This window comes from Candidatus Nitrospira nitrosa (assembly GCF_001458735.1).
Classification (GTDB): Bacteria; Nitrospirota; Nitrospiria; order Nitrospirales; family Nitrospiraceae; genus Nitrospira_D; species Nitrospira_D nitrosa.
Map to the genome: position 1 here is coordinate 133,107 of NZ_CZQA01000008.1, position 25,815 is coordinate 158,921.

Here is a 25,815-nt window from a genome sequence, read left to right on the forward strand (position 1 = left end):
TTGAACTCTTTGCGATCGCTAGATGAAACGCGGCAACGGGTTAGGCATTCAATCAATCACATTCCCGTGATCGCTCGTAAAAGATATTGCCCATACCCACTGTTAATCAATGGTTGTGCAAGCTTTTCCAGTCGCTCCGCATCAATCCATTGCTGTCGATATGCAATTTCTTCTGGACAGGCTACTTTCAGTCCTTGGCGGCTTTCCAGGGTCGCAATGAATTGGCCAGCATCGAGGAGCGACTCATGCGTGCCGGTATCCAGCCAGGCATACCCTCGTCCCATGATCTTGACATTCAACGTGCCCTGCTCCAGATACAACCGATTCAAATCCGTAATTTCCAGTTCGCCACGGGTCGAAGGCATTAGACTCTTGGCCAACTCGACAACCTGTCGGTCATAGAAATAGAGACCGGTCACAGCATAGCTGGATTTTGGCTGCCTTGGTTTTTCCTCAAGCGAAAGTACCTTCCCCTCTTCATCAAATTCGACCACTCCGTATCGCTCCGGATCTTGAACATGGTAGGCAAAGATTGTCGAACCATTGACACGCGTCATGGCATTGGTGAGTAGATCATGAAAGTCATGACCATAAAAAATATTATCTCCAAGAACTAAGGTACAGGGATCATTGGCAATGAATGATTCTCCGATGATAAAAGCTTGCGCTAATCCTTCGGGCGAAGGCTGCACGGCATACCGAAGATTGACTCCCCATTGATGGCCATTCCCCAATAGCTGTTCAAAGCGAGGAGTGTCCTGGGGAGTAGAGATGATGAGGATGTCCCGAATGCCCGCCAACATCAATGTGCTCAACGGGTAATAAATCATTGGCTTATCGAAGACTGGTAGGAGCTGCTTACTGATGGCTAACGTAGCCGGATAAAGCCGACTACCTGAGCCACCGGCGAGGATGATGCCTTTTCTTTGGTGAGTGGCCAGTGGTGAGTGGTCGGTCCTGAGTTGAGTCATGTGGTTTACCTTTTACTACTTACAACTTGCGACCCACCATCATCCAGAATCTGTTGCAGCACATGCTGTACCCCATTCTGCCAATCAGGCAACTCGAAACCAAAAATCCTACGCAACTTGTCGGTATCCAACCGCGAATTAGCTGGGCGCTTAGCGGCGGTGGGATATTCTGATGAGCGAATCCCTCGAATGGCCTCCGGCACGAGCTTGAGTGGTTTTCCAGCGGCCAGGGCTTCCGAGACGACAAACCTCGCATACTCACACCACGTTGTATCGCCGCCTGCAACCAGATGGTACAAACCGTAAGAGAAACGATCCGCCCCCTCTCTCTGCCTTTGCCGGACCAATTGAGCCGTCACATCCGCCAGCAAGGCTGCCGATGTTGGAGCTCCAAATTGATCGGCCACCACATTCAACTGTTCTCGCTCAAGAGCCAATCGCAGAATCGTTTTCGCAAAATTGTTTCCATGGACTCCAACTACCCAGCTCGTCCGGAGGGTAAGATATCGCGCTCCGCTTTGCTGTAAGGCTATCTCACCATCTCGTTTGGTACGCCCGTAAACACTCAGCGGGTTCGTGAGATCTTCTTCGGTGTAGGTGCCCAGCTTGAGACCATCAAATACATAGTCAGTGGAATAATGCACAACCCATGCCCCTAACTTCACAGATTCTTCCCCAAGAATCCCAGGTGTAACAGCATTCACAGCGTGCGCCAGTGCGAGTTCTGACTCTGCATTGTCTACTGCGGTGTAGGCTGCAGCATTCACAATCAGATCTGGGTGGCATGATCTAACGAGGGCACGAATAGCGGATGCATCAGCCAAATCGCATTCTGCGGAATCCACAGCACGGACCGTGCCCAATGGAGCCAGCGCACGTTGAAGCTCAAATCCGACCTGGCCATGCTTTCCTGTTAACAAGATCCGCATTACGCTCCGGCACCGTACTGTTGATCGATCCACGTACGATAGGCCCCGCTGGTCACGTTGGCGATCCAACGTGGATTTTGGAGATACCAGGTCACAGTTTTACGCAGACCGGATTCGAATGTTTCGAGAGGCTTCCAGCCTAGCTCGCGCTCGATTTTACTGGCATCCATGGCATAACGGCGATCGTGCCCTGGGCGATCCTTCACAAAGGTGATCAGAGAACGGCAAGTGGCAGGTGGCAGGTGGCAGGTGGCAGGTGGGGCAAGCCCATCTAGAGTATCGCAGAGGGTCTGCACAACATCTAAGTTCGTCTTTTCGTTCCAGCCGCCGATGTTATACGTTTCTCCCACAAGACCGCCTTGAAGCACGAGGCTGATGGCTCGGCAGTGATCGTTCACGTACAACCAGTCCCGCACTTGCAATCCATCCCCATAGATCGGAAGTGGTTTCCCAGCTAATGCATTCAAGATGCAGAGTGGGATCAGTTTCTCTGGAAATTGGTAGGGACCATAATTATTCGAACAATTGGTGGTCAGAACCGGCAGGCCATAGGTATGGTGATAGGCGCGGACGAGATGATCGCTGGCCGCCTTGCTGGCCGAGTAAGGGCTATTGGGCTCATAGCGGTTCATTTCACTGAAAGCTGGCGCGTCATGTGTCAATGAGCCGTACACCTCATCCGTAGAGACATGCAGAAACCGGAAACGCTGTTTGGCTTCGCCTGCTAATGCACCCCAATACGCACGCACCGATTCAAGCAAGTGAAAGGTACCGACGATGTTCGTCTGGATAAACTCACCAGGTCCATGAATAGATCGATCAACGTGACTTTCAGCGGCGAAATTAATAACCGCTCTCGGACCATGCTCCTTCAATAGTTTATCGACAAGCGCGGCATCGCCGATATCACCCCGCACAAAGATATGCCGCTCATCGTTTCCGAGACTAACGAGACTCTCCAGATTGCCTGCGTACGTGAGCTTGTCGAGATTGACCACAGACTCATCATGCTGTGTCAACCAGTCGAGCACAAAATTGGCCCCAATAAACCCCGCTCCACCGGTGACCAGGATACTCATCTCTTTATAACCCGTTTATGGACCGCACCGAATCACACCACACGTATTGCACACAGGCGCCATACGGTCTCATCACGACACACGCTGGGGGATGGCAGGTTGAAAGCTCGGCACCAGGCGCTTGAGATCTTGAAGCAGCTCGTCTTCATCACAACGAGGGAGATTCGTTTGCAACATCTCCAGCCATTGATCCAGCTCGCCGACGGAAACCGGAGCACCACTCGCTCGATTGATTTTCGCATGAACCGTGCGTTCGGCCTGTTCCTGCTCCTCAAAGAGTTCTTCATACATCTTTTCTCCAGGCCTCAAACCGGTATAGACAATGTCAATGTCTTTCCCTGGAACCAATCCAGCCAATACAATCATATTCCTGGCCAAATCAGCCACCTTGATCTGCTCTCCCATATCGAGGACAAAGACTTCCCCTCCCCGCCCCATCGCACTCGCCTGGAGTACGAGTTGCACTGCTTCCGGAATGGTCATGAAAAACCGCTTGATCTCTGGATGGGTGACCGTCACCGGCCCTCCTTTGCGGATCTGTTCAGTAAACAGAGGGACCACACTCCCGTTGCTGCCCAGCACATTCCCGAACCGCACCACCGTGAACTTTGTGAGACCGGGACTATTGAACTCCTGCATCATATGCTCGGCAATTCTCTTCGTCACACCCATCACACTTGAAGGATTGACAGCCTTGTCTGTGGAAATCAGGACAAATCGGCCGACGCCTGCCTTGACAGCGGCCTCGGCAACAATACGGGTGCCTAGAATATTGTTGCGGATGGCTTCTTTCGGATTCAGTTCCATCAGCGGAACATGCTTGTGCGCAGCGGCATGAAACACAATGTCAGGGCAGGTCTGGCGAAACACTTCCGTCACACGATCCGGCACGGTCACATCTCCGATGATGGGGAGAATTTTCACCGTCGGAAAGGCTGCGTGTAACTCCAGCAATAGCGAATGGAGCGTATTTTCGTAACGCTCAAACAAGATCAAGGCCTTGGGCTTGTGCTGGGCAATCTGTCGGCAAAGTTCGGATCCGATCGATCCTCCTGCTCCCGTTACGAGGAGCGTTTTCCCGCTGATGTGAGGAGACAACTCTTGGGAATCCGTCCGAATCGGCTCACGCTGGAGCAGATCGTCGACGCTCATTGGTCGCACTTGTTGCAGTGAGACAGGATCACCGAGCAATTGCTTGACATCGGGTAACGTCTTGATCGGCACCGAACAGCCTTCTGAGGCTGCAAGAATCTTCTGTTTCACCGTTGTGGAGCCGGAAGGGATAGCCACAATGATCTCGTCGACCTTCAACCGTTCGGCGGCTCTCTTGATGTCTGCAATGACTCCTACGACAGGAACTCCATGAATGTTCATCTTGCGCTTGATCGGATCATCATCCACGAACCCCACCGGATAGCAGTGGTAATTCGCATCATACAGCATGTCCCTGACTAAGAGCTCGCCCGCATGCCCTGCACCGACGATCAAGACACGTCGCGCACTCGGATCAAATACCTGAATCCACTCCCGGAACCCTCGCACAGCCAATCGACTGCCTGCCAAATAGAGCGCCGTCAACAGGCCTGTTAGGATGATCACGGATCGGGGATATTGTGCCACGCCGCCGAATTGATGGATCACCCCATAAAACACCGCGGCGCTGCTCACCGAGGCCAGCAGGATTCTCCAAAGATCGCGAAGGTCAACATATCTCCAGAGCCCTCGCTGAATCCCGAACACCCACAAGCCGATACCGTACACCAGCAACACGGCAGGCATGAAATCCCACATGATCTTCCGATACGCGCGAGGGAGACTCGCATCGAATCGCAGCGCAAATGCCGTCAGGTTGGCCGCGAAAATCAGCAGCAGTTGCGTACTCAGGACGAGAATCGACCGGTACTCAAGGACCCGGCCTCCAAATCTCCCTGCGAGGAAATGGAATAGCTTTGCCGTTGACTGTTTCATACGCCAGTTGGCACTGCGCCGTTGTTTTCTTGTTCTCTGAGCAAGGCCTCAGCAGCCTGGATAACCCGATGCACGGATAATTGCTGGAGGCAATCACTCAGACTATTCACGTGACGATCACATCCTTCGGCAAGACAAGGCACGCAGTCTCCGTCGCCTTGAAGCAACCACACATTCCCTTGCCGCTGCGATCCCTGCCTCTGCCATGGGCTTTGTGCGGTTGAAGGAAAGTCCTTCGGCCAAGGCCCCCACTTCACCGGATTGGAGGGACCAAATAGAACGACGGAGGACACTCCAACGGCAGCGGCCATATGACTGACCGCTGTATCCGTTCCAACATACAACGCAGCGCGACTTAATAAATAACCAAGGGTCGGCAAGGTCACTCGGCCGATCAAATTGACGGCCTTGGGTAGCCCCTGAATGATCTGATCACAATACGACTGCTCAGCCGTTTCGATCCCCGTCACAGCGACGATGAGCCCACGATCAATCAACCACCGTCCAAGCGCCACCCACGCATCGACGGTCCACGTTTTGTAGGCAAACTTTGGTGACACATGCAGCACGGCGTAGGACTGAGCATTCCTGACATCAGGGAACAGGATGCTAACAGATCGTGCATCCTCATCCGTCCAGCTCACTACAGGAGTACCGAGTGGTGTAATACCCAACGGGGTAAGTAGCCTGAGATTCATGGCAACCGTATGTGTAAGAAGATTGTCAAACGGGACCCACTGATTCAACATCTTCCGCTTCCACCAGGATTTCTTGTCGGGCAACAACGTCCCAATGCAATACTGTCCTGCGACCCAGGCATGAAACGTCGGACGATCGCCTGCAAGAGCCGATATTGCTACGTCGTAGCGCCGCCACAGCGAGCACAGCAAGGCGAGATGGGGACGAATCGCCGGACGCTCGGCGATGGTCCAGACTCGGCGGATATCCGCATTGCCGGAGAGAATATCCTGCGTCCCTTCGAATACAAGCATGTCGATCATCACGTTTGGCAACGCGGCCTTGAGCGAGCGAATGACCGGCGTGGCTAGGAGCACATCCCCAATTCGACGCGTACATACGACTAACACACTGCGGGGATCGCACTTCATGGTGTTGCTCGTCGCGGCGAAGCGGACTGATAATCAAGCAACGTTGCATGGTATTGATCAAGTCCAGCGACGGCTCGAACTGCCGATGAACGAAGAAGGTCATTCAGGCGTTTCTGATTATCGGGCAATCTCATGCGATCCTGCTCTGGATGCCATAAATGAAACACCGTTGCGGCGAAGCGCGCGCTCTTATGCTTCACTCCGGCATGGAGCAGTCGAATGACCAAGTCAGAATCCTCGAGCCCCCATCCTTCATACGATTCGTCCAGCCCATTTACACGGATGAGGTCGGCACGCCATACAGAAAAGTTGCAAGTCTTGATGCCTTCCCAGCGGTAAGACCTCCATTTTCGAAACGGACCATCCGGCAATTCCATCAGCGGGAGCACGCGATTGACGTCTCGCTTCGACCAGGACAGGATCCAATCGAATACGCGCCAGGTATGAATCGGCACCTGTTGGGACAGAACACGATTCGTCAATCCAGCCGAGAGCAACACACGATTGGCTCCGAGGAAATAGCCCTGTTCAGCCAGCTGTTTATGGACACGCACGAAATGACGTGAGGGAACGCAGTCCCCATCCGTGAACACAATATAGTCGGCCCCAGACGACGCAACGGCACGATTGCGAATGGCAGCGGCTCGAAACCCCCGGTCCTCATGCCAGACATGTGTCAGCCGGAACGGTGCACGCTGTGCAAATTGCTGCACAACCTCCGCCGTGTCCTCCTTCGAACCATCATCGGCAACCACGAGGTCAAAATCTTGATCGCTTTGACGACAATACCCTTCCAGCACCGCTCCCAACGCATCCGGACGATTGTAGGTCGTCACGATCAGGGCTGTTTTCATTTGGAATGTGAATCGCCGGGGCGACGAAGAGGCGCATGCGTCGGGAGCGGCCAGAGCTCCTGTTGTTCAAACCGTTTGGCATACCGATAGAATGTGCCCTCAAAATTTCCGAAGGCGATGACAAATCCCGGCCAGCCATCGAGGAACCCCCGCTTCGCCAGATAGTGCTTGAGGAACGACCATACGCCGTGCCCCAGGGCCGCTCCCATCGACACTCGACGATCGGCGAGCTTGAGCGCACCCAGCGAGGAATAGCGATTGGCCTTTTTCACAACCTCTTCAAAGTCTCTGAACGGAACCTGCCAAATTGCCTGCTCCAAGCGGCCAACGGGCTTGCTTGTCAGCAATTCATATCCCTCGTGAACAGGCGACTCCGCGTACTTCATGGCCCCTTTTCGAAATAATTGTGGTTGGCGAAAATTGGGATACCAGCCGGAATGTTTGATCCAACGCCCCATGAAGTAATTCCGCCTGGGCACAAGATAGGCGTCGTGCGCGGGAGTTCCAGACAAAATCGCTAGGACTTCGTCCCTGACCTCCGACGTACATTGCTCGTCTGTATCGATGCTGAGCACCCAGTCGTGGGTGCACGCCTGGACCGCGCGATTCCGCAGATGGCCGAACCCTTCGAATGGAATCTGAACTACTCTCGCCCCCAACTCTCGCGCAATCCGGTCAGTCCCATCTGTACTGTTGGAATCGGCCACCACGATCTCGTCCGCCCATAGGACACTGTTCACCGCATCGGCAATTTTCCCGGCCTCGTTGTAGGCGATTATATAGGCTGAAATTTTCAGCATACTCGCTCCCCAACCATAAGCTCCCCCCATCCAGCAGGCACTATCGATGGAGAACTTTCACCTCCAAATTTGACCCAAAAAATGGCTGGAGCCCCAGGGCTTGACGCGGTTGGCCTTATCAAGAAGCCGCTCCTGATAGGTGGGCTTATATCTGAATGTGACACAGGTCTGTTGAAGTGTACGGGCGCCATCCTCATCCGCGATGGGTTGCCTGTAGCACATCATGAGCGGTTAATAAATCGCACTTTCCCATACGGTAACAGCCTTTATTTCCAAGAAAATCGACCATTCTCTCTTCCTCCATGCATCGACATGCCAAAATGGCGAGTCTCTTGAGCGCACCACGACTGTATTTGGCGAAGTTTTTTGATTTTCTTCAATTTTCGCTCCAGCCAGCCTTGTTGCAACAATCGGTAATTGCGGCGGTTGCCCAGACCGTCTTTTTCCGATAGTCCTCGTTCCTGCTTCAGAGCTGATTGAGTAATAGAGCCGTAGTGATGCAGCCAAGATCTACCGGTCATCCCGATAGGAATTCTAGCCTTATCCACTTCATGGAAAAACATGGTATCCTCATAACCCAGCAATTTTGGTATCGGCTGAAAATAACCGATCTCCAGCCAAACAGACTCATGAACAGCAAGACACACAGCATGCCGACCGCCTATTCGGAGAGCATCTTTCATTTTCGCCATAGCATCTTCTGCGAATGCATCAAAATCGTAGTCCAGCGGCCCCTCAATCAATGCCGGCGAAATGATTTTTAAACCATTTGCTTCGGCAACATCGATCAGGTTTTCGACCCACCCACGAGATACAAGCACATCGTTGTTCATGATAATTGTCCATTCGGATTGAAGCGCCAACGCGCCCTGGTTCCATGCAACACCACAGCCCAAGTTGGACTTATTAAATATCCGCCCACCCAATGGCAGAGTATTCAAATAGTTTTTTGTGTCGTCGCTTGACCCATTATCGACAACCACCAAGCGACTCACATCAAGTCCGTGCTTAATCATGCTGTCAATACAGTGCCGAGTGTAATTCACCTGATTGTAGCAAGCAAACGTGATCGAATATTTAAGTGGATTCATTTTTCTCACTACCCTGGCCTACAGCATGATGAACAAGCAACGAACTTATGAAACACGTAAACATGAGGGCATGGAAGGTGGCCGTGAATTTCAAATTGAACACCTCGGTGGTCATGCCGCTAATGAAGGTGCACACTAAATAACTAAGCGCAAGCAAAGCAATTCTCTTGATTTGCGGGGAAGGCGCACACAAACTTCGGATAAAAAACAGCGCAGGCATTAGAAAAAGCGCGCTACTCGACAGCAAGCCCCAAACCCCTGAACGAACCATATTGGTTGCAATTTCATTATGAAAACCGGAGTGCAGTGCAAATTCTTGAGTTTGTTGAAGCGCGTAACGATTCAAGTCAGGGCTGTTGATAAACGTCGCAAATCCATGATCACCAAAGCCTGACCATGGATTCTGAGCGAACAAAAAAACCGCCATGCGCAAAAAAGATAATCGATCTCCCACCGATGTCTGCGGGTTCAGCGAATCCCAGTGATAGGAGATTATTTCTTGCACAGCCACGTCCAACCGCTGCTGCAAGGTGGCGGATAAATAGTAACTCCCACTCGCCAGCAAAAGTATGCTTATGAACACTGGAGCTCGATAACGAGTCAGTCTCAAATGTGACCACATGTATAGAACTAGAGGAAGCGCCAGCCACCCGGTGCGACTGCCTGATAAAATTGACAAATACACGCCCACAATAAAGCCTGTGGTCTTATAAACTCTCACTCCCCAGTCATCGCGCCCATACAAATCAATTGATAATAAACAACACAGCCCCAAGGTCATATTCAAACTGCCAAATGTCAAAGGGTCGACAAAATACGTTGATGCGCGAAAATGAGCCGGATCGTTCAGATGCCCCCATGGGTTTTCAGGATTTAAAGTCACAACAATGCATGTAATAAATATGGCTCCAGGCATTACATAAATCATCGACTTGAGCACATCAAAACGATGCTGAAACAGAACCAACAGTATCGGTATGGATAAAACAAATCTTGAAGGACTGTCATAATCGCGCCCGCTGTAATCCTGCCGCCCTGTCTGCCCTAAAAAAATGGCTGCCACCGGCACAATAAATAGAATGATATAACACCATAACCAGTTATTGTTCCTCAGAAAGCTTGGCGAATGGCGCGCGTAGTCCACACACAACATGAAAACTGCTAACGCACTACTGGCAAAGAGAATCCCGCTTATCCAACCTTTTATTGTCAAGACAAACAATGGCGATACGGCCAGCAACGTTTGCAGCCCACAGGAGAGCTTGATCATCATCCAGCACTTTACCTCTCTGCTTGTTCGACCCAGTCGGCGAATTATTCAAATATTCAGTGCGGCTTACGGATGACGCTCTCAACCTTCATTGGAAGATCTGCTTACTTCTTGATTCCGGTCGTGAACCTCATCCGGGCTTTTCCTTCTTCGGCTGAGACCTTTCCGGTTCCCGCGCCTTCTGGCGATACTTCGTCGAACTGGCTAACCTTATGAATTCCTTCGAGACTTCTGGAAATCGCATTGCTGAATCCCAAGGCCTCGATTACCTGGCCACTGTGTGCGCGGATCTGTACGCCCTCAAACGAGGCCATGCCTATCGTACGGCTAGCGCAATCAGGGTTGCGGGCGCCCATCTCCGACAACATGCCTCCTGGTCGCAATACACGCTTGATCACCCAAACCGCTGGGAGAGGGAGACCGTGAGAACTCTTCTAACACCGAACGACAACCCACAGCATTGAACAAGTCGTCTGAACAAAGAATGACATCGGCCTCCACAACCGAGATCGGAAAGGCAATCCTCTTCACATATATTTCTGGGTACTCAGCAGCCTGATCTCGAATATCACGTAAATGGATAGCGAGGCGTATGGCCTCACTCTTTGTCTTCGGTTGGCACGATGTGAAATCGAGTCCGGTCAAGCTATGTATTGACTGTCACTCTGGAGGAGTCCTCGGCCGGCATAGCCTGTACCTTTTTCTTACTACCTGCCACCTGAGAATCCTGAACCGGGCAAGAGGTTGCCATCTTCAGTTCAAGCATATGCACGAGCATCGCCAATAGGACGAACATTCCCGCCCACACACCAAGGATGATGACTCGCACGTTGTCTGTTGAGTGATGATATGAAACGGCTAGCCCTCCGCACAGAATCATGACTCCGTACTCTGCAAGCACAGTCCGACGATGGCTCCACCCGCTCAGCACTACCCGCTGGTAATAATGCTCCCGGTGCGCTTCCCAGACCCTTTTCCCATGTAGAACCCGTTTGACCAATGTCACGGTCGCATCCACAATGAAGGGAGAGAAAATCATAATCGGGACCCATATCTCGAACAATCTGTCTCGAACCCCAAGAATCATCAATGTGCCTGCCAAAAACCCAACGGTGATGCTTCCCGCATCGCCCATAAAGATACGCGCGGGCGGAAAGTTATGCATGAGAAACCCCAGCGCACCCATCGCAACAAATGTGGAAATGATCAGCATGACCGGGAACTGTGCCTGCCATCCCAAATAGGCAAGAAACCCGAAGCCCCAAAACGTCATTCCACCGGCGAAGCCGTCCATACCGTCCATAAAGTTGTAGAGGTTGGCCATCCAAACCAGCAACAAGGCACTCACGGGGACTGCCGCCAGCCCGAGTTGAATGGTAGGCCCTCCAGGAATAGGGATAGCTGACACGGTTAACCCAACACCGGCGATAACGATACAGGCGGCGGCAACCTGCACGCTCAACCGGAGCGTGGCGGGAAGCCCAATACAGTCGTCGATGAATGACACCACGAAGACGAGTAACATCGATAGAATGATCCACAAACTGCCTGACGCCACTCCTTTCGGCAACACGGACTTCGAGGGTTGCGTAATGGCCAATAGACTCGCAACCAGAATAAGTCCGATCACGACGCTGCCGATCACTGCTAACCCTCCAGTCTGGGGAGTCGGCATGGCGTGTAAGGTTCGCTCGTTGGGATGGGCAAGAATAGACAGGAAAGATTTCGGTGAACAGAGTCGCTTCGTGATCCACCATGCGACCACAAACGCAACCAGAGCTGGAAAAGCCATCAACATCATCGCCCCATGGTACTCCGTGTTTGTGTCCTTGTCAGCATGTGAGCGTGCTGAGTGCGGATGATTCCCAAAATCATGGATGCGGTATCCACAGGGCGCGGCTGAACTGAGTCACGGGGCAATGCTCCATCTCAACCGCCGCCCTGTGTCATGCAACCATTACCCGTTTGGCCGCATGCGCACGGAACCAGTCGGCGGTCTCCGCAAGACCTTGATCGACGCAAAATGGAGGATGCCAGTCCAACTCTTGCCTGATTTTCGATGGGTTGACCTGGAGAGACTCAACCAGACGCTCAACCACCATCTGCTTTCCAACAACTTGCCCCAACCTACGGAGTATCGGGATAGGCAATGGCCAAAGACGTGCCCGTAATCCCAATGCCGCGCCGAGTCGCCGAATCAAGTCTGGAGTAGACAGATCCTCTCCGTCACTCACCAAATAGGTCCGACCTGCCGCTCTATCGTCCTCGACGGATCGGATGAGCGCATCAACCAGGTTCCCCTGGTAGATAAGACTGCGTCGGTTTTCTACTAGAGCAAACGGCAGCGGAATTCCCTTTTGGACAATCTTTAGAAGTTGCAGAAAATTGCCTCCCACACCGGGACCATACACAAGCGGCGACCGAATCACGACGATCTCAAGACTCGTTTGGGATGAGACCATTGCTAGGCCCCGCTCTGCTTCCCACTTTGAAACACCATACGGATCCTGCGGACTTGGGGAATCCTCTTCCGTAAACGGCGCGCTGCTCTTCTCGCCATGTACTTTGATCGAGCTCATGTACACGAACCGACGGACTCCTTGTGCCCCTGCGGCCCGGGCAAGCCGTTCGGTCCAGTCTGCGTTGATTCGAGTAAATTCGTGACGTCGATCGGACTCGTGGCCAGCCATAACGTGGACCCGCGCCGCCAAGTGGATGACCACATGCACCCCCTTGAGCACTTGTTGCAGTTCGGCCGCCGTCGATTGATCGTGTAAGACCACCCAGTTGAGACCACCGGGATGAGAACGTTCTTGCAGTGGTGTTTTGCTTGGATTTCGTATCGTCCCCCGCACCTCATACCCGGCCCTCAGAAGATTCAGACGTAACGCTCTCCCGATGAACCCCGTTGCCCCGGTAACGAGTATCTGTTGCCCCATCTTAACTCGGACATGCCAGGTCAGCCTGGTCGAATTGAGGCACTTCGGTATGATGAGAACTTTGCCCACCTGCCCACCGGCTGCGCAGGTCGACCAAATCGCCAAGACTGCAGATTCGGCTCTTCACTTCACCAGAAACTCCAATAACTTGGCGGGGTATTTCGAGGAAATCTTCAAGATGTTCGTGTGGATCCCGTTCTCGCGACAGGCGCGTAAGACTTCTCGATTGAGCAAGAGCGTACTGCGCCAACCGCCGGTGCTAATGCCGCCAACCCGCATCCGCACCAGCGTTTCCGGAAGATTGCGGTAGACCAACCTCTTCTCGTGAAAGATTCGTGCGCAATACTCAAAATCGCCGGCGATGCGGTAGTCTGTGCGAAACAGCCCGAATCGCTCATATACCTGTCGTCTGAGAAAAAGCGCCGGATGGGCCGGCATCCACCCCCATGCAATTCGGTCAGGTGTAAACCGTGCGGATCGATATCGGCGAACGGTACGCGCGGGATGCTCCGGCCGGAAAAACTCCACATCCCCCAACAGAGCATCCAGTCGTTCAGCTTCCATAACCGTCATCACGCGGGAGAGCACCGCCGGCCCAGCATAGACATCATCAGCATTCAGAAAGCCGATTACATCGCCGGATGCGAGCATCAGCCCCTTATTCATCGCGTCATACACCCCCAGATCCGGCTCAGACACCAGTCTCGAAATCCGCCCCGACGATTGCCGCGCGATCTCCACGGTCTTATCCTGTGAAGCGCCGTCAATAACAATGTGCTCAAGATCGGAATACGTCTGTACCGCGACCGAATGGATCGTACTCGCGACAGTCGACGCGGCATTGTAGGCAACTGTGACAATGGTGATCTTCATGACACGACATTCAACATGGGACAGTGACCGCCTTGTCCTGTCCGATCCAACACATTCAAATACAGCGCCCTATAACGCTCAGCGACGTCCCTGAGATCGAACTCAGCTTCGACCTTTTCACGTGCCCGTTTCGACAACGCACACCAGCGCTCTTTATTTTCCAAGACCCACTGCATGCCATGAGCCAGATCAAGCGACTCAAACGATCTCGCCAGATAACCGTTCTGTCTATGTTCGATCAAATCCGGCATCCCTCCGATATCGAACGCCACACAGGGCGTGCCGCACGCAAGCGCTTCCATCACAGTATTGGACAAGTTCTCTTGGAGTGACGGTACCACCACGACATCAACAGCTGAGGCCAACAGAGCCAGGGTCACGTCATCGTTCAAAATACCCATATAGTTGACCGGCAGACCAAAATCCGGCGGAGAGATCGGCCGTGATGCCCCTACGATAACAACTTCGCAGTCGTTTTGATGGTCCTGAGCCTTGCGAAATGTCTGCAGGGCTTCCTTCAGCTCTTGAGACCCTTTACGGTGGCCCATATTGGCATTGAGCGTGCCAAACAAGATCAGTCGCTTCCCAGTCGGAAGTCCGAGCAGTTCCCTCGCTCTCTGTTTATCAACCGCCCGAAATCGCGTGATATCCAGCCCGTTGGGAATAACCTCGATGCGCTTGTCGAAAAACAGTGCACTCTTTCGTGCGCACTCGGCAAGCCATCGGCTGGGGGTCACAACGGTCAGCGAAACCTCAGCCCATTTCCTCCGTTTCTGTTGCCACACCAATCGTGACAAGTCCGTCTCTCGAGAAGAGCCAAGCTCTGGGCACTTCCCACATGTTCCGATATACCGCCCACAGTTATTGTCATAGTGGCACCCACCTGTAAACGCCCACATATCATGCAGCGTCCACACGACAGGCGCTCCGAAATCGGTGAGAGCCGACGGATTCAGAAACCCCCCTGCCACCCAGTGCAGATGGACAATGTCAGGCTTCATCCGTCGCACACGCTTCACATAATTCCCAGGAAGCAGCCCCGGGTAATACACACCACTCCCACGCCTAGGGTAGAAATACGTCGGTAAAATATCGAATTGCGGCCTCATGACCCCCAACAAAGTCTCGAAACGGCTGCGCGGACCATCTACGTAGGGATCATCGCTGCTCTTTGACTGCACAAGCATCTGGGACTCGATGCCTGCCGCTCGAAGGCCACAGTGAAGCCGATACGCCGCTCGCGCCGCTCCGCCACGAATATCATACGTGTTCATCAGCAGCGGTCTCATGAATCGAACGTGTCGACTCCTAATCTGAAACCGTTCACAAGAAGGAACAACCCGCTTAACACAATATCACCCATTGAGCGCTCTCCATATCGGTCTCACCAATGCCTTGATTGGTTCGACGATGGGATGCACAACACGCGACCAGCTTTTCGAGAGCCGCTCCTGCCGACGCGCTTTCTCCCAGTTTGGCTCAGAATCGGTTTTCCGAAAAATCTGCGCATGCCTGACACCAGGAATGGTGCCGACATATGTGCAGCCAAGCGAAGGAACGATATGGCGGAACGCATACCGTAGATGGAAGGTTTGAGGAAGATGGCATTTAATGTCCGGGTAAAAGCAATTCGCCGTCACGATATATCCTCCCACATGGACATGATGGAGCAGGTGTCCGAAGACGTCTAATGGATCGACGATGTGCTCCAATACGTCTTGCGCGACAATGCAGTCCGCACGCCCTGACAATGCCGCGACAAAGGTCAGATTCGTAAAACTTCTGGAGACAGCGAGGGCAAGTTTTCGCGGGAATGGCTCAACAACCATCACTTGTGAATTTGGACAGAGGGCAGCAATCTTTCTGGCAAGGGAACCATACCCGCCTCCATAGTCATAAATCACCGCAAAGGCATGCCCAGCGAGCCACGCAGCAATCCGGTCCCGATGCCGCTTCGAATCTTGGTCACATTCCGTGAAAAGGCCATTGAGCAACCATACGGGTGACTCATAGAACTTTGAAACCGCCTCCTGGTCAGTCTCCGAATATCCGGCCCCAGCATTCTCCCATTCACAATCCATCAACTCCCATATTTTCGCCAGATCAAGCTCACTCCCTTGCAGGCGAGAGAGATACGCCAACTCGTCACCAGCCAACTCATGATCGGGGATATCAATCTGAAGAATACGCATCGCGCTAGTCGGCAGCGTACAGCAGCCTACCTTATCGAAACACCTGTTGACGATTAGCCCGTCCCGGAAGCTAAGTACCTCCGCGCCCATCGAAACATCGCACCCAACTGACCTCCCGTTTGCCTGAATAAAGCTTTCTTCACCAGCGCATAGTCGTGATCCACAACTTGTCTCAAACGCGGAAACGACACCGGCTCATCCGAGATCGGCTGTCGCGCCAAGGTCCATCGCAACACTCTCGACCCATGCGTGCCGCTTGCAAAACCGATGTTTCGCACAAGAGAACGTGGCGGAAAGAGCGCCATCCCGCCTCTCGAGAACACACTCAGATACCAGCGAATTGCCCACGAATCGATCTTTCCATCCAGCTGCATCTGCATCATCGTCGCATAGTCGAAATAATCGTCCAGATTGAAGCGCTTCCTCAATGTACGATCATCGCGAATCTTCTCCCATCCTTGCGCCGATGGATCGAACTGCTTCCACGCCCTTTCCCAAGTACCCCATCCCCAGGATGTGACAAACGGCACAAACAGCGCTTCCGTCCGCCTGGAAAATTCTGGCACATGGGCAATATGGCCTGAGATCTGCATAACACGGGCATCGTGCTCATAGACTGTCAGCGCATCGTTCATATAGGACAAAAACCTTGAAGACGTCACCAAATCATCTTCTACCACGATGACACAGCCATACCTCTCGCACAGACCGGTGACTCCATCGATTATGGAACGAGCCAACCCGTAGTTGATAGGACGCTCGATGAGCGTGACAGACTGGAACCCGCTGATGGTTCGGATATAGGATCGGACTTCCTCAACTGGCTGCCGTGGCGTTTCATCTGTTGGCGCGTCGGAAAACACGTAAAGCGGAGTCTCAACGGCAAGCGTATTGGCTGCTAATGCTTCTACGGTTTGCCGAGTGTGATCGGGACGGTTGTAGACAAATAAAGCAACGGGCGCGCGGAACACTACTGACCCTTCTGCGGCAACAAGACCGATTTGAACCAAAAGAGAATATAGGGCGCCAACCAAGCCAGGAACCACAAGGGGCCCTTATGCCGATAGGTAAACACCCCCCAGGCCTTGATTGGGAACCCCTTCGGCCCGAGCAGTTGTTTCCATCGCGTGGAAAGCGGCGTCTGACCGCCTGCATATGGACGCGGTTGGTCGTTGCTTGCGCACGTCCCGCAGTACCCAGGAGCAATGTAGATGCGACATCCATGCTTGACAGCTCGCAAGCCATAGTCGAGATCTCCCATCGTGTGCACGAAGGCCACATCGAGGTTTCCAATTCGCTCGACGACGGATCTTGGGATCAACACAATGTTGCCGTTCATCGTATCGCACGCGAGCGGTGTCTCCATATGCGGAGGTGTTTTTTTCCATGAGATCACGCCCGTTGGCTTAAGATATCGGCGCCACCCACCATACGTAAACTGGCCCGTCTTGGGATCACGGGTGCTGCCGACAACGATGGTTGCCTCACACGCATCGCGAGCAACTTTCCGGTAGGTATCGAACATTCTCACCAACGCACCCTGATCAAGAAGTGTGTCATCGTTAAGCCACAGGTAGAAATCGTAGTTCCGGTTGATGGCTTCCTCAAACGCCCAGCGGACACCTCCACACCAAAACAAGTTTCCATCCCCAGTGAGGATCGTGGCGTGAGGAACAAGATCGCAGACTGCTTGCGCCGTGCCGTCGCTTGACCCATCATCCACAAGAAACAGATCGACCGACGCATCTGGAATAGCCTGAGACTTCAAGAAACGGACGCTTTCAGTGGTGGATGCGACTCTGTTATGGCAGGCCATGAGGGCCGCAATGCGAACCATGGAAACACCTTGTCCGTGGTGCCCGCCGCCATCGCCCATAACGCTTATCGTTTCCTAAACTGTAGGACTAAACAGTCCTTTTCACGAAACGGAGATTCGATCACGCGCAACAGGAACATCAATAGGTAACGCATCGACGCTGCATCCAACCAATTTCGGTGCCAATCCAATCGGAATTCCTTTGAATAGAGAGCCGCCTTAAGATTCAGTCGGAACCACGATTCCGGTGTCCGGCTCCACGCCAGGAGCAGATCAAACCCATACTGGTTCGCCAACTTCTTCATTGCGTCACGCGTGTAATGAAAGAGATGAAATGGCGCAAACCATCCACTGACCCAATTGCATCCGAATACTTTTCGCCATATGCTGGCGGCATTGGGCATGGCAAGATACAGCATCCCGCCATTTCTCAAGATCCTCGAAAGTTCCTGAAAAAACCCATGAGGGTCACGAAGATGCTCAAATACCTGCATGAGGTAGACGATATCGAACTCACCCGATGGAAACGGAATATGAGAAAAGTCTTCCACCTTCTTCACATCGTAGCCATGTTTCCGACATGCTTCGACCGTATACGCCGCGATCTCTGCTCCCGAGATTGCCACTCCGCGATGATGGAAATCACTCAGGTATCCGGCATGACCGCACCCATAATCAAGGACTCGCGCCCCCGAAGGAACCTCTACGAAATCCCGTGGGTCCACATCGCCACTGACCCAATGAAACAGCTTTCTGAGGTTCGGATAGCGTGACCCCGCCCTCTGCGAGAAATCGATTTGGTTATCTTGTGAATAGGCATGGTAATACGAGGCCAATTGGTCGTCCGTCGGGAGTGGCACCATAGAAATGACCGTGCACTTTTGACACTCGGCAACTCGCCACACCCCAGGCAACCCCTTCCGTCTATCGCTCAGAAGAACCCCTCCGGTACTATCCAGTGCCTTTTCATAACAAACGGGGCAGCCAAGACCGATAGGAGGCATCTGGATGGAACCCGCTTGCCCTGCTTGTGTTTCAGAAACAATCACGTGGTGAATTTACCCGTATCGCGTAAGGAAAAGCACAACACTAATCGCCTACTTTCATTAGGATAATCAGGGCATGATCAGGGAATCGTGATGGCAACCCATTATATTTCTTCAGCGTCACCATCCTTTTAAAATGACTCAGCAGCGTCCTGTAGAAAGGATAGTTATACGCAGCAGCCGCATGGGTTGGAACCCAATTTTCAAGCTTGAAGTTAGATAGACTCTCGAAAAACAATCTGGACGGGAAAACAATATGCTCAGGATACTGGACATACCACCAATGAGCACCGGACGCCCTTGCACTCACGGACTGAATGTCGCCCGTCAGTACAATCAACTTGCCCCCCTTAACCAGCTTGTCATGGCAGTTACTCAGAAAGGTTGGAATGTCGTAGAGATGTTCAATCAAATCAAATGCCGTGATGATTTCAAACTGATCCGATATCTCGTCAAAAGCTTGATAGGGTGTATGCCCTTTGCCGCGTATGACCGCGCGACTGTCATCGGAATATTCCAATCCTGACGTTACACACCCGAATGTTCCAGCGAAGTCGAGTAGCTCACCGGTATTGCAGCCGACATCCAAGACCCGCCCTTTGTCTTTAAAGACTAGGGACATGGCATGCACAACCTCCGAGGTTTTTGACTGGTCAAATGGAATTCTTGACCAACGATCGCCAGCTCGGGACATCGAATATAAGGTTGTGGTTGTCGTCTCCGGAATAATATTTTGAACGAATCCAGAAGAACATTGCCCGCAAACCCAAATCTCAGGCTGGTGATTCAACCTGATCTCCAGGGAAGAAAAATTTACTGTTCCGCCATAGTCGGCAGAATCTACCTTGTGGACATTACTTGAATGGCATAGCGGACAGCCATTTCGCCTAAAACTATTATCGACTAGCGTGATATTCATCGTTCACAATCACGCGATAACCAGGGTTCTATTACGTCCCTTCCCCATATATTGCTAAATCCTCTGCGCTATCCACTTCGCCCCACTCTCCTGCGTACGGCAATGCACGGACTTTGACTCCATACCCTATGATCAGCCGTTGTAACATCCCTGTCATATCCAGCTTATCGCACAGTGTCGAAACCAGTCCTGCACGCAACGATTCGACTTGTCGCCACGAGCCTGGAGTGAATCGCAACAGCCCCATATATTGGCCTTGGACATCCTCGATATGCTTAGGCTTCTGTCCTATTTCAAGCAGATCACCATTGTCATCTATTCGGAAGGTTTCCGCATCTGATAGCGGATCTTCAAAACGGTCCTCCCATAACGCGCGCCAATTCCGATCATAGGTTATTGCCAATTCGGCATTCGCATCCATCAACATTCGTACGGCACTGGCATCATAAAAAATGTCCGAATAGCTCACCACACAGGGTACGCTTTTCAACCATTCCTGCGCACAGGCGAGGGAACTAACCATGTTAGTCTCAGCCCAGCGCGGGTTGTCGAATGGCGTGAGGGCAAACCCTTCGAGCATTTCTTTGCGATACCCCCGTACAATGCCAATTTCAGTAATTCCAGCTCCCTGCAGTGCCGAAATTTGCCATTGCAGTAGCGTCTTTCCGCGTAGCTCCACCATGCATTTGGGGCGTTCGTCCGTTAAGTATTTCATGCGGCTGCCCCGACCGGCAGCGAGAATAATGGCTCTCATCACAATTCCATCTCAAGTGAGAGGACGCTGGTCACAGAAGCAGCGGACAGTGCCATGTTCGGGTCCCTGTCAAAACGGTTCAGACCCTCTCGAGTCCACGCCACACTGCACGCCGAGCAAGCCCGGGCATTTCCAGCTACCACCTACCCCTGAATCAATGCTTGAAATCTGTTCATATCTGGGGGTGAAAAGGTGCTTTCACGTTCGGGATGCCACATCCAGCCTTCCCATGGCAGGACCTCATGACGCATAGCCTCAATCGTCCCGTCTTCAGCGCGGGCCATTACCACAAACCCCGGCGGGCAATCGGCCAAAGCAACATTATGGAAACTATTCACCTCGTCCGGCCACTCACCAGAGATTGCTACTATTTGCAAGTGATGACGGGTACGCACATGACCACTCACCGATATGAGGCTGCCATTCGCCCACACCGCCATCATCTGCATTCCCCGGCAGATTCCCAACGTAGGCAACCTTTGGTCCTTAGCATAGGCCAGCAAACAATGCTCGGTGCTGTCACGCTCAGGAACTTCACCGATATCATTGCCGCCTGAAAGCAACACGGCATCTGGATTTATGGCAAATAACCAATCTTGTAACCCCATCCTGTTATCATCGCGTTTAGCCCTTGGCATGAAGATATTGGGTACTGGTACTGGGATACAGCCGCTAGCCGTCAGCCACTGACACAACCGCTGATCCACTGCATCGCGCCGCTCGCCCCGCTCTGCCCATACATCAACCCTCTGGCTCACAGCCACTTTCAACCCCGTGCTCAAGCCAGTACCTCCACCCGGCGCCCGGCGCAATCCACGTGCAGACGAGTAGCCTGTGACCAACGCCGATATAGCATCTCTCCAGCACCGATGACGGCGGGTAAGCCCATTTCACCGGCACGGATTGCCATATGTGAATTAGCTCCACCCCAAGCCGTAATCAGCCCGGCTATGGGACAAGCAAATAACCAGTCGAACCCAGGATCGGCATTAGGGATACAGACAATCGCACCGACCAGTTTCTCGCGCACATTACATCCCGCAATTGGAGCCGTGACCTGCTTTTGAGTTATGAAATTGGGCGACGCTTCCGGCAATTCAAATGCCCACACATCTTCCGGTTGCGCGATTACAGGGGGCAGGGAAAGAGCAAGCGTCTCGCTGTAGCGAGCCGCTCCTTCCTCAATGGAGCGAGCAAGGAGGCCCTTTGGATCAGCAGCCGCCACATGGAGTTCCCTGAATACCGCAATGTCGCAGTAAGCAAGACTCTCCTTCGAAAATCCCCATTCCGCTCCACAACTGGACACCAAGGCGAGAACATCGGACAGGTTACGGGTGAAATGAAACTTTGCCAATTCTCTCAATTCAATTCCAGCTTGCAGGAAATTGAACAATTCAACAGGATTTGACTGCAGACCGTGGGCTTCCAACAGTTGTACTATCTCGCGCATCTGCGGCAATGTCATTGAGAAAGGTTCAGCGGTCTCTTCCAATGAGGGACGTTGATCCCAGTCAAAATACAACTCTGGCGCCTCATCATAGCGAGGCGACAAAATGTCATAGGTCCCAGGTCGTAAATGTCCGTAGCGCGCCAGAAAGGTGGCTTTGTCTAGGATTGCCCGGTCTCTGCCCAATTGGCTACTGACAGTGGACACACTCGCCATAAACGAATCGTAATCGGATTGTGCAAGTATCCCGACCGTAACCAACGATTTGAGCATTTGTATGGCGACAAAGCCTGCCCGCGCTAACCCGGCAAATGGCAAGGTCCCGTAACGTTTGGCGTCTTCCAGCAACCAATAGATTCGCTCCAGTGGGTCCGAGCTAGAAGAGAGTAGTTGCTCTCGGCGTTGTTTGAGAATATCCAATTTGGCAGCATCGGATCGCCACAAACCATCTTGCGGATGTACGATGCGGTTCGTGAGGGTTCGAAGGCTATCGGCAATGGTCTTTTGTTCCTCGGCTGAGAATCTCGCTTCCGTTAGGCGCTCAAGACGTGCCGGCAGATCCAATGTGTAGCATGAAAACACAATCTCGAACTCCACCTTGTCATGCAGAGTGGGCTCGTCTAACAATCGGTCGATGTAATAATCCACCAGACGTCCGGCCAGTTTCTCGTCCAAATCCGCCGGAATGAATGAATTGAAGGACAGCCTCACATCGATGTAGGGCAACCCGAAGAAGTGCGGCATCAGCGGGAAGCTACGCAGGTTCCGGTAACCATAGTTATTCCGCTGATATGCCCAAATGGCATCTGTCACTAGCTCGCGGTACAGTGACAACGCAAGCGGCTTAGGACGCACTCCGATAATTTCGGCAGGGTTCCAATCCGGCATCACACCATAGACTGTGCGCCGCCCCATCAGAAAAGGATGCGGACGCATCCCGCGTGCTACTTTGTCGGCGATCAATGTAATCCTCTGCGCCTGCACTTCAGGCAACTGACCGGCTGCTGGCATGACCAATGGACGCACCTGCAAGAGCCATAGGGTATCCGTATCATTTTTATGGGTGACAGCAAACTCGCAATCCAGCGGTACACCGTCAAACAGCGTCAGCAATTCATCCAACAAAGCCACCGTGCCACCCAATTCACGTGGAGGCGGAAACGGGGACAAAGCCGCACCCTGCCATATTCTTCCGTTATACCCTCCCGTCACCCTGGCAGTATCTGATCCTTCGGTCCAGTTCACCACTCGATAGGATGCGCACGTATTAGGATCATGGGAAAACGCCACCCCAGATCGGACAACGTGTTGCAACATGGGCTGTATCAGCACTTCATCGGCATCGACGGCTGCCCCATACGAGGCAATCACTTGCTCGATCGCGCGCTCCAGCCCTTCCGCCGGCACGTCCCGCAAGGTCAGATAAGCCCCGGCATTGGATCTGCTCGTACCGTCTTCCAGTTGGCAACTAGAGCGCACAATCCATGGAGCAGCACCCAGCGAAGCAGAAACCTGTGCGAGACAACTTCCGCGATCCCGCCGCCAGTCGGCCACGGTGAACTGCACAAGTCGTGCGATACGGGCAGACTTCAGTCTATGCTGTACCTGCGCCAACGTTCCAGCTTTGGTGGTGAATGTGAGGATCCTGGATGCCATATGCTTGCCTTACACTAATTGAGCAACCCAAATGTTGGTGGAGTACGGAATGCGGATGGTAGCTTGACCCAGCCCTCTTAGGTACTCCTCAATGGCCTGAACAACCTTTGGGAAATTTGCGCCAGCCTGGCGTGCTAAGGTTGCATGGGATCGCCACGCCTCCACACATTCCTCGATGGATTGCTCGTGTACCACACTGGCATCCACATGCACCACTGGGCCAAACAAACCGCTTTCCTCAATCACCGTTGTCTGATTTTCCCGGCGTGTACCATAGCCATAACCCGCCACCAACGCTTTGATAATGGATTCGATACGGTCCTGAATCGGATCATCCAATTGACGATGGTTCCACATACACGCAAACCAGCCATTCTGCTTGAGGATACGGGCAGTTTCCTTAAGAGCCAACTGACGATCACATACATTGAATGAACTGCCAAAGGTGACCATATGGAACGACTGGTCTGTTTGGCCCGTCTGTTCACCCGTGCCCTCAAACCAGCGTACATTGGGTAACAATGCGGTGCGCTTGATTCCGTTAGCACGCATCGCGTTATTGGGTTCCACTGCTGTGACATCAAATCCTCGAACCGCTAGCATCAACGTCAGATGAGCCACTCCAGCCCCGACGTCACAGATCGCACCCGACTTGAGACTGGCAATGGACAACATGGCATTTATAGCTGGATCCGCATAATCTGGGCGCTTGAGATAGGCATTCGCCAACGTGGTGTAATCCCATTCAGTTTTCATCGAAAGTTTTCCCTCTTGAGATGTTTCATAAACTCTTCCGCCACTGCATCAACCGATTTCGATGGGTCAAATTCAAGAACCCAATCTGCCGATTCAGGCTCATCGATGGGCAAGTCCAGTCCAGCCACATCTGAAAGTTCACCGGCATCGAAACGCCGGTATATACCTTTAGGGTCACGGCGACGAAGTTCTTCCACCGGCACTTTTAGATATACCTCAAAATAGCCAGGCAGGTTTGCCCGATTCCAAACATGGATTTCACGGAACAGGGAGATAGTGGCAATCACCACCGTCACCCCTTGTCCAGCGATGATTCGGCACAAATGTGCATACTGAAAGGCCAGGGCCAACCGTCCTTCTCGTCCATGGTTCTTGGCATTGGCCGCCGTCGCGCCAAATACATCGCGTAACTCATCTCCATCTAAAAATACAACCACTTCTCCACTGACACGCAGCTGCGCAACAATCTTGCCTGCCAGCGTTGTTTTCCCGGCTCCTGAAAGTCCCGTGATCCAATATACTGCCGCCTGCTTCACACGTTGTACCAACCATTAACCTCTTAAGTTCTAGCTCCAAGTGCAACGCTGCCAGCCCCTCATGGGCTATGGTGTTGCCATGCGAACACGATGCTCTCAACAGCTGAACGTGCAACCGTCAGTCTAGGGCTCGCCCAAGGGCATTCGCTCCGAACCCTGGCGCGGATTTGGGGACGGGCCCCGAGCCCTGTGAGCCGCGAGGTCGCTCGGAACCCGATACCCGACTGTCCCTCCCGGGCCTGTACGACGCAGCACCACGCAGATATTCGAGCTCACCGCCCACGGCGCCTTCGCAAACTCCGTGACCCATGGTTGTGGCCGTCTGTCTGGACGCACCTGACGGCGGGCTGCTCATCTGAGCAGATTGCGGGACGTCTGCATCGCCGGTATCCTGACGACATGAGCAAGTCGCTGTCTGCTGAAACCATCTAGGCAGGACTGTAGGTGCTGCCACGTGGCGCCTTGCGGACTAAATGGTTGACAGCCCTGCGCCAGGTGCGTAAGACCCGTCGACCTCGGGCGCGTAGGAAGGACCGACGCGGCCACTCGTGCAGTGCCGTGGCACTGGGAGGGCGACCGCCTCAAGGGAGCGCAGAGTGGTTCGACCGTGGGCACCCTGGTGGAACGGACGCCCCTCCTGATCCTACTGGCTCGCATGGACGGGACGGCTGCCACGAGAGCTTACCAGGGCTTCACGAAGATGCTTTGGCATGTCCCTACCCCACTGCGGAAAATGCTGACCTATGATCGGGGGGAAAGAGATGGCGGAGCCTGAGCGGGTAGCGAACCGCCTCTCGCTCCAGGTGTACG

General features: G+C 53.0%; 25 protein-coding genes. 1 reads left to right on the forward strand and 24 read right to left on the reverse strand.

Annotated features, from left to right (window positions below; genetic code table 11):
* Nucleotides 1-56 precede the first annotated feature (56 nt).
* From rfbA to COMA1_RS09475, 24 genes are all read right to left on the reverse strand, one after another.
* Nucleotides 57-971, reverse strand: coding sequence for a glucose-1-phosphate thymidylyltransferase RfbA (gene rfbA, locus COMA1_RS09360; RefSeq protein WP_090747386.1), 915 nt, complete (start codon nucleotides 969-971; stop codon nucleotides 57-59).
* Nucleotides 972-976: 5 nt separating this feature from the next.
* On the reverse strand, nucleotides 977-1,900 hold the full coding sequence (gene rfbD, locus COMA1_RS09365) for a dTDP-4-dehydrorhamnose reductase (protein WP_090747389.1): 924 nt from the start codon (nucleotides 1,898-1,900) through the stop codon (nucleotides 977-979).
* Nucleotides 1,900-2,979 (reverse strand): dTDP-glucose 4,6-dehydratase, encoded by a 1,080-nt coding sequence (gene rfbB / locus COMA1_RS09370; RefSeq protein WP_090747392.1) that lies wholly within the window; start codon nucleotides 2,977-2,979, stop codon nucleotides 1,900-1,902. The genes rfbD and rfbB overlap by 1 nt, the downstream gene beginning before the upstream one ends.
* A 72-nt stretch (nucleotides 2,980-3,051) precedes the next feature.
* Nucleotides 3,052-4,947 carry a polysaccharide biosynthesis protein gene (locus COMA1_RS09375; protein ID WP_090747395.1) on the reverse strand — a complete coding sequence of 632 codons (1,896 nt, stop codon included), beginning with the start codon at nucleotides 4,945-4,947 and terminating at the stop codon, nucleotides 3,052-3,054.
* Complete coding sequence (locus COMA1_RS09380; protein ID WP_090747397.1) at nucleotides 4,944-6,056, reverse strand: glycosyltransferase family 9 protein; 1,113 nt, start codon at nucleotides 6,054-6,056, stop codon at nucleotides 4,944-4,946. The genes COMA1_RS09375 and COMA1_RS09380 overlap by 4 nt, the downstream gene beginning before the upstream one ends.
* Nucleotides 6,053-6,910 (reverse strand): glycosyltransferase family 2 protein, encoded by an 858-nt coding sequence (locus tag COMA1_RS09385; RefSeq protein ID WP_090747401.1) that lies wholly within the window; start codon nucleotides 6,908-6,910, stop codon nucleotides 6,053-6,055. Before COMA1_RS09385 ends, COMA1_RS09380 begins: the two co-directional genes overlap by 4 nt.
* Entirely contained in the window at nucleotides 6,907-7,710 is an 804-nt protein-coding gene (locus COMA1_RS09390; protein WP_090747404.1) for a glycosyltransferase family 2 protein, read from the reverse strand. Before COMA1_RS09390 ends, COMA1_RS09385 begins: the two co-directional genes overlap by 4 nt.
* Before the next feature lie 266 nt (nucleotides 7,711-7,976).
* Nucleotides 7,977-8,801 (reverse strand): glycosyltransferase family 2 protein, encoded by an 825-nt coding sequence (locus tag COMA1_RS09395; RefSeq protein ID WP_090747407.1) that lies wholly within the window; start codon nucleotides 8,799-8,801, stop codon nucleotides 7,977-7,979.
* The gene (locus COMA1_RS09400; protein WP_090747410.1) at nucleotides 8,788-10,074 is read right to left on the reverse strand and encodes an O-antigen ligase family protein; all 1,287 of its coding nucleotides are present in this window, start codon (nucleotides 10,072-10,074) and stop codon (nucleotides 8,788-8,790) included. The genes COMA1_RS09395 and COMA1_RS09400 overlap by 14 nt, the downstream gene beginning before the upstream one ends.
* Nucleotides 10,075-10,175: 101 nt before the next feature.
* On the reverse strand, nucleotides 10,176-10,385 hold the full coding sequence (locus COMA1_RS09405; protein WP_141654286.1) for a hypothetical protein: 210 nt from the start codon (nucleotides 10,383-10,385) through the stop codon (nucleotides 10,176-10,178).
* A 332-nt stretch (nucleotides 10,386-10,717) separates the two neighbouring features.
* Nucleotides 10,718-11,872 carry a glycosyltransferase family 4 protein gene (locus tag COMA1_RS09410; RefSeq protein ID WP_090747417.1) on the reverse strand — a complete coding sequence of 385 codons (1,155 nt, stop codon included), beginning with the start codon at nucleotides 11,870-11,872 and terminating at the stop codon, nucleotides 10,718-10,720.
* Between the two features lie 145 nt (nucleotides 11,873-12,017).
* On the reverse strand, nucleotides 12,018-13,010 hold the full coding sequence (locus COMA1_RS09415; protein WP_090748825.1) for an NAD-dependent epimerase/dehydratase family protein: 993 nt from the start codon (nucleotides 13,008-13,010) through the stop codon (nucleotides 12,018-12,020).
* A gap of 123 nt (nucleotides 13,011-13,133) precedes the next feature.
* Nucleotides 13,134-13,883 (reverse strand): glycosyltransferase family 2 protein, encoded by a 750-nt coding sequence (locus COMA1_RS09420; RefSeq protein WP_090747420.1) that lies wholly within the window; start codon nucleotides 13,881-13,883, stop codon nucleotides 13,134-13,136.
* Complete coding sequence (locus tag COMA1_RS09425; RefSeq protein ID WP_218055350.1) at nucleotides 13,880-15,157, reverse strand: glycosyltransferase family 4 protein; 1,278 nt, start codon at nucleotides 15,155-15,157, stop codon at nucleotides 13,880-13,882. Before COMA1_RS09425 ends, COMA1_RS09420 begins: the two co-directional genes overlap by 4 nt.
* Nucleotides 15,158-15,238: 81 nt before the next feature.
* Nucleotides 15,239-16,075 (reverse strand): class I SAM-dependent methyltransferase, encoded by an 837-nt coding sequence (locus COMA1_RS09430; protein ID WP_176697968.1) that lies wholly within the window; start codon nucleotides 16,073-16,075, stop codon nucleotides 15,239-15,241.
* A gap of 53 nt (nucleotides 16,076-16,128) precedes the next feature.
* A complete protein-coding gene (locus COMA1_RS09435; protein ID WP_176697969.1) occupies nucleotides 16,129-17,046 on the reverse strand; it encodes a glycosyltransferase family 2 protein in 918 nt (305 codons plus the stop codon).
* Entirely contained in the window at nucleotides 17,046-17,912 is an 867-nt protein-coding gene (locus COMA1_RS09440) for a glycosyltransferase family 2 protein (protein WP_176697970.1), read from the reverse strand. The genes COMA1_RS09435 and COMA1_RS09440 overlap by 1 nt, the downstream gene beginning before the upstream one ends.
* 44 nt (nucleotides 17,913-17,956) lie before the next feature.
* Nucleotides 17,957-18,754 (reverse strand): class I SAM-dependent methyltransferase, encoded by a 798-nt coding sequence (locus COMA1_RS09445; protein WP_176697971.1) that lies wholly within the window; start codon nucleotides 18,752-18,754, stop codon nucleotides 17,957-17,959.
* Between the two features lie 226 nt (nucleotides 18,755-18,980).
* Nucleotides 18,981-19,856, reverse strand: coding sequence for a methyltransferase domain-containing protein (locus COMA1_RS09450; RefSeq protein ID WP_090747440.1), 876 nt, complete (start codon nucleotides 19,854-19,856; stop codon nucleotides 18,981-18,983).
* 31 nt (nucleotides 19,857-19,887) lie between these two features.
* Nucleotides 19,888-20,610, reverse strand: coding sequence for a phosphocholine cytidylyltransferase family protein (locus COMA1_RS09455; RefSeq protein ID WP_090747443.1), 723 nt, complete (start codon nucleotides 20,608-20,610; stop codon nucleotides 19,888-19,890).
* A 143-nt stretch (nucleotides 20,611-20,753) separates the two neighbouring features.
* On the reverse strand, nucleotides 20,754-21,218 hold the full coding sequence (locus tag COMA1_RS09460) for a gamma-glutamyl-gamma-aminobutyrate hydrolase family protein (protein ID WP_218055351.1): 465 nt from the start codon (nucleotides 21,216-21,218) through the stop codon (nucleotides 20,754-20,756).
* Nucleotides 21,219-21,388: 170 nt separating this feature from the next.
* On the reverse strand, nucleotides 21,389-23,713 hold the full coding sequence (locus COMA1_RS09465) for a PEP-utilizing enzyme (protein WP_090747445.1): 2,325 nt from the start codon (nucleotides 23,711-23,713) through the stop codon (nucleotides 21,389-21,391).
* A 9-nt stretch (nucleotides 23,714-23,722) separates the two neighbouring features.
* Nucleotides 23,723-24,469, reverse strand: coding sequence for a class I SAM-dependent methyltransferase (locus COMA1_RS09470; RefSeq protein ID WP_090747448.1), 747 nt, complete (start codon nucleotides 24,467-24,469; stop codon nucleotides 23,723-23,725).
* Nucleotides 24,466-25,017 carry an adenylyl-sulfate kinase gene (locus COMA1_RS09475; RefSeq protein ID WP_176697973.1) on the reverse strand — a complete coding sequence of 184 codons (552 nt, stop codon included), beginning with the start codon at nucleotides 25,015-25,017 and terminating at the stop codon, nucleotides 24,466-24,468. Before COMA1_RS09475 ends, COMA1_RS09470 begins: the two co-directional genes overlap by 4 nt.
* Nucleotides 25,018-25,095: 78 nt before the next feature.
* Between COMA1_RS09475 and COMA1_RS22180 the strand changes: the two genes are divergently transcribed.
* Entirely contained in the window at nucleotides 25,096-25,437 is a 342-nt protein-coding gene (locus COMA1_RS22180; protein ID WP_090747454.1) for a helix-turn-helix domain-containing protein, read from the forward strand.
* The last annotated feature ends 378 nt before the right edge of the window (nucleotides 25,438-25,815 follow it).